Genomic DNA, 15241 nt, shown 5'->3' on the forward strand with positions numbered 1-15241 from the left:
TCATTCGAAAATGCTGGTCATCAACTGACCGATCTCGGACAGCTCCATAGGCCAAGGGTGGTTGTAGAGGTTCTGGGTGCACATGTTCTTCGGGGACCGCCCGGTAGCGCCCTGGAACCCTTCGCCGGAAAGCTCGTAGGTCGAGAGATAGGCCGACCCAGTATCGAGAGCCGCCTGGACGAGATCATCATGGGTTTTCTTCCATGCGGCCAGCACAGTCGGCCGACCGACCTCGTTGCAACGAGGCGGCGTGATCACGAGCACCTCCATACCGACAGCGCGCGCTTGCCCAATGATGTTGACTACGTTGGCATAAGTCGTGGACGAGCCCAGCTCGTTCATCCCAAACGCCAACGTAAGCAGGGCGGGCCCTTCCGCGAGTACGCGGTTAAGGCGGGTCGGGCTCAGGCCGTTGTCACCGGTGTCGGCTGACGTGGTGCCGCCCCACCCGAAGTTGAGATAGGTTATTGCCGAGGCATAACGCTTCTCCAGCGCCTTCTTTAATACCCAATTCCAGCCGATCTGGAGATGCGCCCCGACGCCAGCAGGCCCGTCGTAAACGGGGAACAATGCCTTGGTGTCGGCCGCCATACCGCTCAGCCAGGACACTAGATCTCGAGTCGCTCCATCCGGTTCGACTTGTCCACCGCCGATCGCCGTGATGCTGTCACCATAGCCGAGCACCTTGAGCGGGCTTCCGGTCAGGAGCTTCTTCATGGTAGCTGGCAGGCAAGAGCGGCAATAGGCACGCCAAGCGGCGACATCCGCCTTGCGATCGCTGCGGACGAATTTCCGGTGGTGCATGACCGGGATCAGGTCGACGCCATAGCGCGTGACATAGGCGGTGTAGAGCGGGATATTCCCGGCCGGGACGCCGGCGCGATAGTATTCGGGATCGCGGGTGTATCGATCAGTCCCCTTAGTCACGACTACATTTTTGGTCGCCGGGTCGAGGGAGACAATGTCGTAACGCTGAGCACTTGCCACGGCTGAGTAGCTGACCGGAACTGCGGCGCCTGCTCCAGGCAGGCCGAAGGCGCCCTGGTCAAAGTAAGCGACATAGTCGGTGCCAGCGACCAGGGGCACGCCATCAGAAACACGCGTCAAGGTGACACTGGAGAGATACTGATCGCCGGTCGGCAACACCGGCACGATGCCGGCAGACGGCAATTGCGCAAGGTTGTGGGTGCCGGTCCTGACGACGGAAGCTGGTTGATCGAATGTTGCGACCGTCTGTGCTACCGAGATCGGACCAGAGGGCCGCAGGACCCTCATAGCGGGAATGTTGACTGAGAAGCCCGAGATCACGCGAATATTGAGGTCGGGCGAAACCGCTACGGGTGCGATCGCAGCCGAAGGTGATGAGGCCGGCTCATAGGCAAGCTTTTCCAGCCTGAATGATAAGCCGGACGTCGGACTGAACGGGCTCCAAGAAGGATTCCCGGTGGCGGTGGTGTAGTACCCCTTGGACCATTGCGGGTCAGTGGTAGAACGACCGACAAATCCCATTGCGAGAACCGCAGAATCCAGCGCCGAGGTCTTCGCGGCGAACTCGAATCCATATCGATACTCAGGGCGCAAAACCGGTAGCGCCGAAAGGTCGATGGTGATCGCGCCGTCCACATCGGCGGTTAGGCCGGCCTCCGCCAGCGACAGAACTTCATCGAAAACGACGGCGTCGTCCGCATCGCCACCAAACGCTGCCGAACCGCTGTAAGTGGCGCTGCGCCGGTAAACGCGGGCGTAGATAAAGGCGGCGTTTGCCGCGACACGGAACGGCAGGATTGCGCGGGTGGCGATAACCTCCTGCTCGAACTGGACGCCGATCTGCACGCCTCGAAAATTGCTCGATAGCGGATGGCGGCCTGCATAACCCGTATCAACCGCTAACCCGTCGCGACGACTCAAAAAGCTTTCAGAGAGGGCCGCGACTTCGCCTTGGATGATGTCCAGCGTTTTGGCGGTGAGCTCATTGAGGCGGAAAACCAAGCGCGAGATCGACGACACCGGGACTGAACCACCCGCCAAGTTTTTGTACCAGCCGCGTTCCCATTGGGCGAGTCCGGCGCTAACGCCCAATGCCCCGCTTGCGACTTGCCCGAGGCTTCCGCCGGAGGTCCGCGCCGTCAGATCAACGGCGTAGATGTAACCGGGATAGATCGTGCCGGCTTCAACAAGTGACAATTCCACGTGTTTGAAGACGCCCACAGCATCTGCGAATTCTGCCGGGGCCACGGTGCGCTGATAGAGCAACTCGTCGGTCGCAATGCTGCCGAAGCCCAACGTGCTTTCGGAGTTCTCCAGACGTCGGCGATAGAACTTCAGCTCCATCGAGGCCGTGCCACTGCCGACAGAGATAAGGGGCGCAATGCTGCCCAGCACCATCGGCTTTTGCGGCATCCATGCAAAAACCCAGCCAGTGAACTCGGCCGGCGTCCAAGGAAAATTGCCCATGCGGATAGCAAGGGAGACCTCAGGAGAGGTGCCGAACACTTCCGACGTGGTGGCCACAACGGCAGATTCCTGCAGGGCCTGAACGTTCTCCTGAAGGTTTTCCAGATGTGCCTGCGTTGCATCGAGATCGGTTTGGTCAGCTTTCGTCGCTATCTCGGCATTGAGCGCCGCAGGGTCGATAAGGTCGCCCACTCGACGCCATCCTGCAGGGCTCGAGCTCCAACGGTACTCTCCCTTATCCGGAACCGTCCCGCCCGCAACCGGGTCCGTGTGCGTACCCACGCCCGATGTTACCTGACCCGGCTGGCCAACGCGCGTACCGACGAGGCCATTGAGAAGGGCCCAGGTTTCTGCGCGAACAGCTCCAGCGGAGGCCCCCTGTACAGCATCCTCTACGCTCCCAAACAGTCGCCTGACTTCACTCTTCAGCGGGCTATCGGGATAGGATCCTGGCCCGTCAGAGTAGACGGCGTTTGCCTCATTTCTAATGTCACCCATTATTTGTCCTCATGGGGCTATCGCCATGGCCGGTAGGCCAAGGCGACTGATTTCGTTCATGGTTGGATTAGACGACAGTGGCTGTGAGCGGGCCGAAGGTTGGGCCCGGAACGTCAGATCCGTTGTATGGGACGGCGTAATAGTCCCATATCCCTTGGGGTGCGCAGGCAACAGTCTCCGCAAAGAGATAGAAATTGTCGACCGCGGCAACGGTTGATGCCGTCGCAAAGATATTCGCCGCCGTATTTCCAGTTACCGCCGTCAGCTTGTTGATTTTGGTTCCAGAAGTCGTGTTTGCAGGACCGAGGACAGTCGTTCCGCCAGTAAGGCGAACAGCTACGCCGCCGCTCGATATGGAAGCCACATCGAATGAATAGCGATAGACAGTGCCCGCCGTGGGCGACACGGTTTGTGCAAGGTAACTGTCAGAGCTTGCAGCGTGTGCGGCTTGGCCTGATGAGATTGTCCAGCCGGCGCCCTTCGTCCAAACCGTATCGGTAGCAAAGTCACTATTCGACAGGATATTGGTGCGGCTTGCATCGCCGTCAGTAACCCCATACGAGCCTGATGCCCCAACGGCTTGGGCTGTAACGAGTGTAGCCGTGTTTTGATCAAATCCGACGCCAGAAGCTACGCGGAATATCTTGACCGTCTTGACGTGAGAATCATTTCCGGTCGCGAAGGAAAAAGTCGATCGCCCCAGCCTAGGTGCTGATCCTGTCAACGCGAACGATGCCAACGCAATAGGAGCGACTGGATCGACCGTGGACGTCACGTTAGCCGTTGTTGACCAATCTGAAATCGCGCCGCCAGAAGTCCGAAACGCGGCCTGAATGTCGAGTAGCTCGTCGCTTGGAACAACGTTAGTGTTGAGCTCGATGTAGCTAACAACCGGAACGCCGGGTGTAGCATCTGGAAAGCTCTGCTCGACCCATGCGCCAGGATTCCCGGTGCCATTGTCAGCAAGGCGATATCGAACGACCGGAGTCAAGCTCGCGTCCGTCGGATCGACAAGAACGACCCTGACATAAACAGATGTGCCGTTCGACTTCGCCTGCACCAGATTGATTACTGGCGTCGGGATCCCCGCAGAGCCTGCACCAACTGGAACAGGCGGTTGCGCCCCCTCGTCCGTTGCCGGATTCCATGCGTCGATGTTGTCAGGGTTCTGAACGATGTCCATCGAGAATCCGCCGCGGGTCAGCGCCAGGATCGATCGGCGATTTTCGACAACCTTGCCATTGAGGCGCGGCATACGATTAGGCGTTTCAAGCCTGACCCAGCGCGAATAGACGGCATTGATACCGGAAAGCCTAACGTCGATGCTACCCTTGACCTTCTGGCGAAGTCTCAGCCAATCACGCTTGCCAAGCCGACGGGCCTGTCGCCACTGGTGGACCCACTGGTATTCAGCCTCCTGCGCAAGAATACGGCCCGCAGAAATCTGCGCGTCGACATCCTCGAAATAGTCGGTGTCTGATGTGGTGTAGTCGGTGGCGGGATACGTGAATTTCGGAATGAGGCGATTGCACTCATCCTCGAAAAGCACGTCGTATTGAATGTTGTGGCCGACGATATCGCGATCCGCCAGTGTCGCGCACCTGCTCTCTCGGAACTTGCCGACGGTCAGGATGCGGGCACCATCGCCTCTCGCAACTAGATGGCCGTCACAGGCAGCCAGCATGGCGTTCAGGCCTGACTTTGGGCCGTTCTCGGTGGTGTCGTAGCCGTTGCACTCGTAGCGCTTCTCTGTGCCGCCGCCTGCCCTTGCGACGTCCTCATCGCAGATGTCGGCTTCCTCAATCCAGAGATCGAGAACCGGCAAGAGCGCCTTGGTGTAGTCGAGGCCGAAGCCGAACTCGTTGAAGCACAGATGCCAGGCGATGATCACCGCCGCATTGCGCGTCCACTGCCATGTTGCAGGGTTTGTCGGATCCTGCGCCGGATCACGAAAATCCCAGCAAAGCGCCAAATCAGCTTCGACCGAAAGCGACGGTACGCCGTATGGGAACAGCTTCTGCTGATCCTTCATGCGGGTCGCGCTGGCGTACAAGTGCGTGGACGCCTGCCCGTCACCGCGGTGGTCTGACGTCCACAAACCGGAGGCAGAGAATGCGGCTACGGCCGAAGCATAGGCTGTCTCGGTCGGCAAACCCAAGCGGGTCTCAATGCCGACGTTGCCGCCATAGCGACCTGTAGGCGAATATGCGATTCCGCCACTCAGCGTTACCTCATCATCATGCAGCCAGTAGCGATTGAACGACTTGATGCGATGGCCAGCGATCGCCTGCACTGCGTGTAGGTTCGGGCCGCTGGACTCCCAGAGCATGTAAGCGCCGGCAAGCCGGCAGCGTCCAACGCCCCATATCCGATAAGGAATGGCTTGCGTCAGCGGCAGCTTCGCGGCTTCCGGCTTGGGCGGCTTAGGCGCCATGAGCATCTGAATGCCAATCGACAGCGCCGTGGTGGCGATGGCCGAGGCAATCGATGCGTATGTGATGGTCGACGCGCCGATTGTAATGCCGCCAGTGCCGAGCACAGCGGTGAACAACGGCGTGAAAATCGGGTCGAAAAGAACTGTGCTGTAAAGCGAGGTCGAGTGACCAAGGCCGTACCGCTGCAGCATCATGCGATGGTGTAAACTCACCCCGTAAACCTCCATGCTGCAACGTGATTCATCTGTTTCGCAACGACGCCGGACGGCCCCAGCATCATCCAGAGCGGGCCAAACTTGATTGCGCAGATCTCGCTGATGGTGCCGTCCATGCCGGCAATCGCCTTGACCACACCGACGTCGCCGTCTTGCGGATTCTGGACGCGTTTGAAGCCGAGCGGCTCCAATGTCTTGGCAGCGAAAGCGACAACGCCTCCAGCGCGCGTCAGGATGTCGTGAGCGCCCTTCGCCGTGGAGTATGTGCCGCGGTAACTGGCGGCCGGATCGATGCCGATGCTTTCCTGCAGCCACGTGGCGCAGAACGTCGTGCAGTCGTCACCACCCATCCCGCCCCACCTGAAACGGTGAGGCAGGGCCGCAAATTCCTGCAGTGTCATCTTGTTTCCTTGGGCTGGCCGAGTTGCCGCCGTGGCCTAGTAGCCGAGCGTCCACGTCGGCTGGACGCCGCGCGCCAGTCGGGCCGTCTCGTCACAGAACTTGTCGCTCGACGAAATCGCCTTCTGATGAGCCGACGACCAAAGCGTGCGGGCCGGTCTGGACCGCGTCGCCTCTCCGGCCACAACAGCCAGCGAAAGCGTCAGCGTCACAGACTGGCCGCTAGGCGTTGCCGGCGACTGCTCACCTACGTGCGACGCCGTGCCGGTCCAGATCGGAATGATGTCGCTCATCGGCTGGAAGTACTGGTCCAGCGTCGTGATGCCCATCTGCACCGCTGCGCCACGCACCACTGGCAAGCTGTCGATCGTCTTGGCCGCCGTCGTTGCGTCGATGCCAGACAGCGTGAATTCCACGCTATCCGCCGTGCCGTTGACCAGCACCTCGAGCGTAGGAACGCCAACCAGCTTGCCACCGCCCAGATAGACCGTGCCATCTGGATCTATGCTGTCAAAATTCGCCGGTATATCGTTGATTCCGAACCACATATGCAGCGCGGGATCAGTGGCGATGCGAAGAAAGATGCCAAGCTGGTGGCTGCCGCGCAGTTCGTCGATGACGTTATCCGGAACCCAGCCCATCAGAACGCCTCAACAAACTGGATGGCCTGCTGCGTCACGAAGAACGCCTCGACAACCGACGGCAGCGTGAATTCCGACTTGAACTTCGCCACAAACATTGGCCGAGCGAACTCGACACGCGTGCCGACCGTCACGGCTTCCCGCAGCGGTGGCGCGATGGCCAGTTGATACTCGGTGAAGGTGCCGGCGCCATCGGATCCATCCGTCGCGTCGAGCACTTCCCAATAGCGGTAGGCCCTCCAGCCCTTCGTCGGGTGATAGATCGAAAACCAATCCGACCAACGCAGCGGCCGAGAAAGGCCGTAGACCTTCAGTCTGATGACGCCGGCATTTAGTGGCGCCGCTTCGGTGATCTCTCCCCAGACGGTTGCCTGGCTGTAGCCAGAGCCGTCGTCGAAGTAAGAGCCATCCGAATGCGGAATGCCACTGACGATCGGAGTTGGAAGCCGGCCGATCTTCGGAAACGGGCCAAACCAATCGGTAATGATCGGAACGTTGATGAACCGGAACCCGCCGTTCAGGCGAGCTCCAAGCCAATTGACGTATTCGTAGTGTTCCGGGTCTTTGATCTTGCAGTCTTCGTAGACGGCGGTGACGATACCGCCACCGCTCATCTCGATTGTCTGCCCCTCACCTACGCCATTGCGGCCACCGTCGATCGACGAGCCGGTAACGTCATAGGAGGTCCGCACCGGAGCCAGGAAGTTGGCCGCCAGCGTGGGCTGATTGATGTAAACAGCCATTGTAATTTCCTAGATCGGTGATTGCAGCGAACGCCGTGGACAACCTCTCGCCCACATGGCATCGTCACCCAAAGTGTTTGGGAGATATGCATGCGGCAGGGTCTTTATCGCGCTAGTTTTTACCTCACCGATCCGCGAACTGGATTGATGGGAGACGAATTCGGACGTGGCGTCGTTGACATCCGAGATGGTTCGATACGCGGCGGCGATAGCAATTACTACTATGCAGGCACGTATAGCCTCGACGGAACTAAACTGGACGCAACAATCGCGGTTACACCGCACACGCCTCGCCCGTTAGGCCTCACGCCTTTCGAGCGCGGCGCCACCCTCACAATCAGAGGAACTGCCGATGCTGTTGGCATCCGCTGCGGCGGCGAAATTTCCACATCTCCCGGCGACGGCATCCAAATAGGATTGACCTGGCTGGTGGAGTAACGCGAACTCCACGATGAAACTCAGCCTCTCTATCGCGTGAGTGAGACGCCTAATTTCCGAGTCGACTGTACAGTTCATCCTCAGCCCTTCTGGTTGCCGTAGCGTGCTTGCATCGTGCCAAAGCCGCCGCGCTCCATGTTCTTGTTCTGCGCAGCCAAAGCCTCGCCCACGCCCTGCTTCACAAGCGTGCGCACATGGTCGTCACCGTTGGCGCCGCTTACGTGCACCTGCAGAATGCCGGGTTGTGCGTTGCTGTTTGCCGGCGAAGAGCGACCGTTGAGCCTTGGTGCGCGAGGCGCGCCGACAAGACCGCCGTTGGCATAGCCGCGCAGCCGCTCCAACGTAGGAACGCCAATGCGACTGGTTGCGGCAGCGTCGAAGACATACTCGCCTTTGTGGACGATGCCTGCCGGCGTGTACTTGCCGCCCGCGCCGGTGTAGCCGCCCTTGTCGAACAGGCCGATACCGCCGCTTGCCGCCAATTGCTTGGAGCCAGAGAATGCCGTTCCGGACAGGAACGACAACCAGGAAGAGCCGCCACCACCGCCGACCGAAGTCAGGTTGGTCGCAAGGCTGCTAAGACCCTTGGTCGTTTCGGTAGAAGCCCCAGCCAACTTCTCGAGCGCCTCGCCGGCCGACTTGGCCTGCGAGATCTCGAAATGCATAGCGTCTTTTTTGGACTTCCAGTCGCCGCCCCAATTGAAGCCGTTGCGCGCAGCGATAGCGCTGACGCCCGTCGGCATGTCGGTGACAAGGTTCCGACCCATCGGATTGGCTTGAGGGTTGATGTCGATCGCATTGCCATAGGCGTGGTTAGAAAGCTTGTTCGTGCCGGCGATGTTGCGGTGATTGTAGCCGCCGATCGACTTAATCTGGTAGCCGGTGGACTCGAGGTCGTTGACGAGCGACTGAAACTGCGACGCGAACTTGGCGTTCACATCCGCCGTCAGGCCGCCTGCCGTGCTGATCGTTGACAGGCCGATGCCAGTCTTTGACGTTCCGGCTGCTGGCAGTGATCCACGCGTTACCGCACCAATCGGCGCCGAGAACGCGGAAGCAAGCGACGATGGTGCGGCTGGGAATGCAGATAGCGCCGAACTGGCTGCACCGCCACCCTTAGACCCAAACACAGCCGACGCGAAAGCGTTACCGATCTGCGTGAACAGGCTATCCAGCGAATCCTGCATGGCATTCGCTGCGGCGTTCTTGATCGCATCAGCGAAGGACTCGCCGATGCTCTTGCCGCCTGAGACGACGCCCGTTGTAAACTCTGACAGGAACGACTGCGTCAGGTCCGACAACTCTTCACGCTGGAACTGGTCGCGGATGGAGCCGGCATTCTCGCCGCCCATGTCTTCCGACAGGCCGTAGGACCGCAGCCTAAGCTTAACGGCCTGCTCCTGCTTCGACATGCCGGCAAAGACCGCGTCGTCGAGCAGATCCTGCTGTAGCTTGGCTTCCGACAGCGCCTGAGAGTATTTCTCGTAGGCGGCAACCTTCTGCTCAATCTGCGCGCGCTGCGCTTCACTGAGTGAACGGCCCTTGTCTTCGGCCTGCTGCAGCAGTTCCAGCCGAAAGCGTGCAGCGTCGGTTGCGACGCCGTACTCGCCCGTCAGTTCCGATTCCAGCCGAAGTTGCGCGATGCGGTCGTCCGCGCTCTTGATAAGATCACGGTAGGCGTTCGCTGCGCGGGTGGCGGCAGTCTCGGTCTTTTTGTTGGGCTCTTCACCCAACTGGATCGGCTTAGCGCCTGGAGTTGGAACGGAGACCGTGCGACCGTCGCCGTTGACAATGGTCGGGTTTTCGTTCGCCGCCTGCCGAGCGCGGTAGTCTTGGATATCGTTCTGGTCGACTAGGAACTTGCCGTCGCCACTTAGAATAGGCGACAACTGGCCGAGCGGGCCAAGTTGCTTGATGAGGTCGGCGAGAACGGCCGCCTCGGTCTTGAATTTCGAAGCGCTTGTTGCTGCCTTGTCGATCGACGGCGACAACTTCTCGAATATCTCGAGGTACTTCTGCAGTTCCGGAGTGGCGTTGTCCTTGATGACAGCCGCCAACTCTTCCTGAACCTTATTAGCCAGGTCAGAGCTTGCCGTGCCGTCTTCAATGCCGGTAGTCAGCTCGTTGAATGCGCGCTGAAGGCTTGTGACCTTGTCCGTGTCTTCACCCATCTGCGACAGGCGAGACACAATGTCAGCGATTTCTGTGTTGACGTCGCCGAGGGCATTGCGGAGCTCGGTCCACTGCTCGTCTGCGGCAATGGCCGCCGCCTCTTTCGATTCCTTGGCGTCTGCGGCCTTCTGGCGCTCGTCGTTGTATGCTTTTAGGGCGGGAAGCGCCTCACCCCACTTATTGACGACCGCCTGAACGAGTTCGGCTTCCTTCTTCAGAGTCTCCTCTGATTTGCCGCCGCCCCATTCCATCGTGGAGAAATATTGGACCGCAGCAGCAGTGGCTCCAATCACGGCGATTGTTGCCAATGATATGGGGTTGAGAATCTGCGTAAACGCGCCAGCGACAGCCGGCCCGATCTTCTCGCCCTTCGCCCTGATGTCGTTAAAGACTTGCGATACCTGTGGACCCTGCTGAAGAGCGACAGTATACCACGGCATGAACGCCGCAGTGGTTGCCACGTCGAACCCCTGTGCGGCGAGGTTCGACGTATTGAAGGAACCCCTGCCAGCCGGCGCATCCGTCAGAGCAGCGTTGCGCTTCTTGATCGCTGCAGTCGACGCTAGAGCCGCTTGCCGCTCGCGCTGGATGGCTGCCGTCATCTCGTTTGCAGAGATGGCGCCTACCGCATGCGCGCGGCGAATGTCAGAGACGGCCGACTTGTAATTGTTGATCGTCGCGAACAACGGGCTGTACTTGGAGCGCAGTCGCTCTAGTTCCTTGCCTTGGTCCGCAAGCGCGCCACTCCACTCCTTTGCGCCCTTGGTCCCGATCCCGACCATCTTATCGACGCGGGCCTGCATGGCCGACGTCATCGAGGTGTCTATGCCCTTGCCGAGCGAATCGAATTGTTTCTGGACCTTGCCTGTGGTCGACGAGATGTCTTGCTCGAGCCGCTTCAGGCTTCGCTTGACGGTAGCAAGGTCGGTGCTGATGGAAATTACAAGATCGTCGGTCTTTTCAACCATCAGGCGCATATCCTAGAATAGAAGAAGCCCGCGTGGTGGCGGGCTTCTTGGTATGGAGATTTGTTTCAGGTGAAAGCGGTAGTTCACACGTGGTCGGGCGACGGGTCGATTGTCATCAACGGATCGGAATATCCGGTGAAATATGAGATCAGGCGCGAGGGGAACTCGAACGTGCAAAAGACCACAGGCCTTCTGCACGACCTTCCCGAGAAGGCACTACTTCCCCATCCGCAAGACGACCGATTGCCACTTACGTTGAACACTGGTCAGACTGTGGGCGTGGCCGTTTTCGGCGGTAGTCCGTGCAGAATGACGGTCAACACGCCTATGCCAGGCTACGATTAAGAACCGCCACGACGCGACCGCCGTCACCGCGAACGAAACTGCGGCCGGCCCGGGACCGAAGCTGCCATCCTTGCGATGTCTTTAAAGGTGGCATCGGTATCTCTTCCGCTTCAGCGACTCCATGGGTAGCCAGAAGGCGCTGAAATTCAGCGCGCCCCACGATTGGGGCGCCGTCTAGTTCGCTCATCGGTCTCACCCATACTTTTCCAGCAGCGCATCCATTTCGCTCTTCGAAGGTGCCTTCGGGCCGTCGTCGATGCCATTGGCCTCGTTGCGTCCGTGGATAGCCTCAAAGAACTCGGTCATGGTGGCGCCCCAGAATTCAGTGGGACGCCAACCAAGGCCGCCAAGCGCTAGCCTAAGCCAGTCACGCCATGGAAATGGCGCTTCTTGTTCTATTTGGCCGCCTCGTCGACGGCTTCCTCGTTTCCCTCGTCACCATCGAAGTGATGGCCGAGAACAGTCAGGAACGCAGCCTTGCAGCCTGCAAGGTGCTTCAGCTTCAGCGCCTTGATGGCTGCCAGCTTATCTCCGCGAACCGTCAGAAGCTCGATCGCAGCAAACGTGGCGGCAACCTCGACATCGGACAGGCGCACGAAAAGCTCCTGAAACGACTTGCACTCCAGTCGGGTGGAAACAGCCGCAAGGCCAGCCATGCTCGCCGCGACAACCAGCGGGACGTCGCCGACCCAAAGCTCGGCTTCTCCGCGGGCGCCGTTTACCTCAAGCGGAAACGGCTTTTTCACTGCAGTTGCCTGCACAGTCTTCTCCTCTTTTTTCATGGATTAGACCTCGGCCGTGAACGTCAGGACGTCAGCGGCAACGAAGGTTGCGCTGAATTCCAAGTTCGGCTCGACGTCGCCATCGAACGAAAAGTCCGTCACCATCCACGAGCCCTCATAGGTGCCATCGCCGGGAACGACGACCTGCGCATTGAATGCCTCGCTTGCGCGAACGTGCGCCAGGAACGCGGTCGAAACGGCGCTCTTCACGAAATTGCCGGAGCCGGTGAATGTACGGTTCGAAATGCCGGGGCGGCTGGTTTTCTGAACCGGGCCGCCGGGATTCGTGCACGACGGGATGGTCGTATCGATTTCATTGGCGGAAAGGTTGAAACTGCGAGTTTTGATGCCGCAAAGGTTGTTGAAGGTTTCCGGCGAACCGCCGTCGCCTACCTTAATGAGCAACAGTCTTCCAAGCTGCTGGCCGTCTGCCATGTGGTCTCCTTCGCCGGCAGCCGCCGGACGTCTATTGTGGTGGTTTTGGTGGTGGTGAGCGGCGCTAGGCCGCTATGCGCTCGACGTTCGCCACGAAATCAATCACGCCGTGACTAGTGAGCCCGTCAGAATCACGAAACACTCGCGTCTGGCGATGCATGATGGAAACGAGCCGCCAGGTCGTCAGGTTCATCGGGGCAAGGTGCAGGGATTCGACGACAGCATCGGCGATCTTCTTGCATTCTGGAAATCCGACCTTCCGCGACCAAGCGTGCAGCGTCAGATAAACGTCGCCGCCGTTGATGCACGTGGCATCGTCCCGAATGAACTGCGCCTCGCCGATCGTGACGTAGCCCTCTTTCGGCGTTGCCCATGCGGTCCCCGGCGGCTGGTCGTAAACACCGTTGACAAGGGCCGTCAGGGCGGCGTCGGCCTTTAGTCGCGTGACGATCGCGCCCTGTAATTCAAGCTCTGCGCTCGCCATTTGAAATCCTATCCTGGGCTACTTACCCATGGCTTCTTTGACGCCCTTGTTGACGGCGGCCTGAATTTTCCGCTTGGCTCGCGCCTTCATTTCTCTCCATGTCGGAAAGATATGCGGTTGAGCGGCTGTGCCGGGGTGCTGCGTGCCGCCGCCTTCAGAATGCGTCGCCTGCCCTAGAGCCGTTCCGCCGCCCGCTGCGGTGTTGTGCGGAGCAGTGCCGAATTCCAAAAACCTCCAGATAAACGGAGCGAAAACGCCCGTCGCCGTCGGATCCTTCGAAGGATTGATGCCGACTGGCTTCTTGTCTGGGTGGTCGGCAAGACGGCCGGCCTCGATACTGTGCATGTAATCGAGTGTCGCGCCGGTTGGAGCTCGCGCTGCGATCTTGTCGGCCGCTTCTTCGGCGAGCTCCATCTTCACCGGAGCCGCGTACTTCTCGATCGATGGCGCAATCTCATTCAGCCGCTTGGACAGTGCCTCTCGCCCCAAAATTTTGGTCTTCAGCGCCATCAGGTCGCAACCCCATCGTCGACCAGCAACTCAAGCCAGCCGTTCTTCTGGTCTGGATTGGTCACTGTGCGGATGTTCAAAACCCGCTTGGCGTTTCGAGCGTCGACAGCCTGCCAATCGGTCGTGACTTCACGGCTGGCAGCGCAAGAGCGAATGCGGACGATGTATGGCTGCGTGCCGGTTAGCCTGGCCGCCTGCACGCCCTCGCCGCCCCGCATTGGCACAAGCTCGGCCGGCGCGGTGAAGACTGTGGCGAAGTCGCCAGCGACCTCGTTTCCGTAGCCGTCGTCGACCATCGCGCGTTTCTGCAGGTGCAGTTTCTCGCGCATCCGGCCGCTAGTGGGCTTTTTTGCCATCCGCGCTCTCCCGCGTCTGCTTCGGCGCCGCCGTTCTCACTGCGACACCGCGCTCGACAGCTTCATCAGCGCAAGCGCGCGTGACATTCAAGTGCATGCCCGCCCTGTAGGCGATCGTAAAACCCGGCTGTTCCCAATTATGGTTGGCCGTGTACTTCACCCAAACCATCAGAGCGTCACACCCGGATCCTGAATTGCGACGGTCAGCACGGTCGCGCTTTTCGCAACGCCGATCTGAATCGTGTCCATGCCGGTGGCGAGATCTGCGCGGGGGCAAACGCCGCCTGCCGTCGCCGACAGCCAGTAGTCAGTGCCGGCGGTCAGAACGGAGCCAACCGTGAGGTCGCCCGACTTGATCATCGAAACAGGCTGGTTCAGCGAGGCGCCGTTAAGAGCGATGCCGTGCACCTGGCGAGTGCCAGTGCCGTTGTTGTCCGACAGCATCCACTTGCTAGTGGCGGCGTCGAGGTAAATGGCCTTGCCGGCCACGATAGTTTCGCCGGCCGTGCCGATGTCGCGCGTTGCGTTGCTTCCGGCGATGATCGCCGAAGCCGTTAGAACTAGGTCTGCCATGATCGAATCCCCTGCGGCTTAGGCGCCGCGTCTGTAGTTGCAAAGAAGCGCGTCAAACGCGGTCCAGTCGTCGAGCTCCGCGTTCTCGCGGTTTTCGTAGGCATCGCCGATAAAGAGCAGCATCGCCTGCTTCACCGCGGCAGGAGCGTCAGCGTAGCCAACGACTGCAGTGACGGTGATGCGAGATCCTGGCTGGATAGCCGGCCACTGCTGGCCATACTTCGTGACGATCGCGACCTCGAGCTCGTCATTGCGAAGCTCGTAGACCGTGTCGGCCAGCGTCTGCTCGGCTCCCGCTGTGTCCATGTATTTGATCGAACTCACCGTGGAGACCGGCGCCTCTGGCAGCCGAGCGAAGTCGCAGAAGCCGTCGCACTTCATCTCGACCGTCTGGTTGGCGAAGCGAACGTTGCAGTACTTTTCGGCGTGGTCTCGAACGCTGGCAATCATCAGCGTGATGTCGTCGTCGTCATCCTCAAACGTGATGTGCAGACGGCGCTTGGCTTCCGCCTCGCTGATAGGCTCAGCCGTCGGCTGAGTTGTCACCTTCGCTGGATACCACATCAGCCTTGCCCTTCTTGGTCCGCCGCTCCGTAACTGGCTGCACAACAGCACGCTCAGCCTTCTCGGCGACTGCGGGCACGGCGTAGCCGGCCACGATCAGGCGATTTGCTTCGCCATCTGGGAAATCGCGCTCGTCGCCAGGCGCGAGCGAATATTCGTTGCCGGCAAGCCCGACCAACATTTTGATCTTCATGTTCACTCCTGGGAAGGAGGCGGGCCGAAGCCCGCC

General features: G+C 59.9%; 16 protein-coding genes. 1 reads left to right on the top strand and 15 read right to left on the bottom strand.

All coding sequences use genetic code 11. The annotated features are described in order from the left end of the window. From BLJAPNOD_RS14630 to BLJAPNOD_RS14650, 5 genes are all read right to left on the bottom strand, one after another. Entirely contained in the window at positions 1 to 2646 is a 2646-nt protein-coding gene (locus BLJAPNOD_RS14630; RefSeq protein WP_115420317.1) for an SGNH/GDSL hydrolase family protein, read from the bottom strand. 373 nt (positions 2647 to 3019) lie between these two features. Further along, on the bottom strand, positions 3020 to 5599 hold the full coding sequence (locus BLJAPNOD_RS14635; protein ID WP_115421300.1) for a hypothetical protein: 2580 nt from the start codon (positions 5597 to 5599) through the stop codon (positions 3020 to 3022). After that, on the bottom strand, positions 5596 to 6003 hold the full coding sequence (locus BLJAPNOD_RS14640) for a hypothetical protein (RefSeq protein WP_115420318.1): 408 nt from the start codon (positions 6001 to 6003) through the stop codon (positions 5596 to 5598). Before BLJAPNOD_RS14640 ends, BLJAPNOD_RS14635 begins: the two co-directional genes overlap by 4 nt. A gap of 36 nt (positions 6004 to 6039) precedes the next feature. Further along, a complete protein-coding gene (locus tag BLJAPNOD_RS14645; protein ID WP_115420319.1) occupies positions 6040 to 6642 on the bottom strand; it encodes a hypothetical protein in 603 nt (200 codons plus the stop codon). Further along, a complete protein-coding gene (locus tag BLJAPNOD_RS14650) occupies positions 6642 to 7385 on the bottom strand; it encodes a hypothetical protein (protein WP_115420320.1) in 744 nt (247 codons plus the stop codon). Before BLJAPNOD_RS14650 ends, BLJAPNOD_RS14645 begins: the two co-directional genes overlap by 1 nt. 90 nt (positions 7386 to 7475) lie before the next feature. Here BLJAPNOD_RS14650 and BLJAPNOD_RS14655 point away from each other — a divergent pair, with 90 nt between their 5' ends. Further along, a complete protein-coding gene (locus BLJAPNOD_RS14655; RefSeq protein ID WP_115420321.1) occupies positions 7476 to 7823 on the top strand; it encodes a GrlR family regulatory protein in 348 nt (115 codons plus the stop codon). Positions 7824 to 7903: 80 nt separating this feature from the next. Here the strand turns inward: BLJAPNOD_RS14655 and BLJAPNOD_RS14660 are convergent, their stop codons facing one another. The 10 genes from BLJAPNOD_RS14660 to BLJAPNOD_RS14710 all read right to left on the bottom strand — a co-directional run bounded on the left by BLJAPNOD_RS14660 (position 7904) and on the right by BLJAPNOD_RS14710 (position 15205). After that, the gene (locus BLJAPNOD_RS14660) at positions 7904 to 10963 is read right to left on the bottom strand and encodes a M15 family metallopeptidase (RefSeq protein ID WP_158556127.1); all 3060 of its coding nucleotides are present in this window, start codon (positions 10961 to 10963) and stop codon (positions 7904 to 7906) included. A 537-nt stretch (positions 10964 to 11500) separates the two neighbouring features. Beyond that, on the bottom strand, positions 11501 to 11707 hold the full coding sequence (locus BLJAPNOD_RS36390; RefSeq protein WP_115420324.1) for a phage tail assembly chaperone: 207 nt from the start codon (positions 11705 to 11707) through the stop codon (positions 11501 to 11503). Then, complete coding sequence (locus tag BLJAPNOD_RS14675) at positions 11704 to 12069, bottom strand: hypothetical protein (RefSeq protein ID WP_244610941.1); 366 nt, start codon at positions 12067 to 12069, stop codon at positions 11704 to 11706. The genes BLJAPNOD_RS36390 and BLJAPNOD_RS14675 overlap by 4 nt, the downstream gene beginning before the upstream one ends. Positions 12070 to 12093: 24 nt before the next feature. Further along, entirely contained in the window at positions 12094 to 12525 is a 432-nt protein-coding gene (locus BLJAPNOD_RS14680; RefSeq protein WP_115420326.1) for a phage tail tube protein, read from the bottom strand. 64 nt (positions 12526 to 12589) lie between these two features. After that, the gene (locus BLJAPNOD_RS14685; RefSeq protein ID WP_115420327.1) at positions 12590 to 13009 is read right to left on the bottom strand and encodes a DUF3168 domain-containing protein; all 420 of its coding nucleotides are present in this window, start codon (positions 13007 to 13009) and stop codon (positions 12590 to 12592) included. Positions 13010 to 13027: 18 nt separating this feature from the next. After that, positions 13028 to 13519 carry an HK97 gp10 family phage protein gene (locus BLJAPNOD_RS14690; protein ID WP_115420328.1) on the bottom strand — a complete coding sequence of 164 codons (492 nt, stop codon included), beginning with the start codon at positions 13517 to 13519 and terminating at the stop codon, positions 13028 to 13030. Continuing rightward, positions 13519 to 13875: a head-tail adaptor protein gene (locus BLJAPNOD_RS14695; protein ID WP_115420329.1), complete on the bottom strand. Its 357-nt coding sequence runs from the start codon at positions 13873 to 13875 to the stop codon at positions 13519 to 13521. Before BLJAPNOD_RS14695 ends, BLJAPNOD_RS14690 begins: the two co-directional genes overlap by 1 nt. Positions 13876 to 14043: 168 nt before the next feature. Continuing rightward, positions 14044 to 14448, bottom strand: coding sequence for a hypothetical protein (locus BLJAPNOD_RS14700; protein WP_115420330.1), 405 nt, complete (start codon positions 14446 to 14448; stop codon positions 14044 to 14046). 18 nt (positions 14449 to 14466) lie between these two features. Continuing rightward, positions 14467 to 15012 carry a head-tail connector protein gene (locus BLJAPNOD_RS14705; RefSeq protein WP_115420331.1) on the bottom strand — a complete coding sequence of 182 codons (546 nt, stop codon included), beginning with the start codon at positions 15010 to 15012 and terminating at the stop codon, positions 14467 to 14469. After that, positions 14972 to 15205: a hypothetical protein gene (locus tag BLJAPNOD_RS14710; RefSeq protein ID WP_115420332.1), complete on the bottom strand. Its 234-nt coding sequence runs from the start codon at positions 15203 to 15205 to the stop codon at positions 14972 to 14974. The genes BLJAPNOD_RS14705 and BLJAPNOD_RS14710 overlap by 41 nt, the downstream gene beginning before the upstream one ends. Between the last annotated feature and the right edge of the window lie 36 nt (positions 15206 to 15241).

The sequence above is a fragment of the Ensifer sp. M14 genome (genome assembly GCF_003355565.1).
GTDB lineage: Bacteria > Pseudomonadota > Alphaproteobacteria > Rhizobiales > Rhizobiaceae > Ensifer.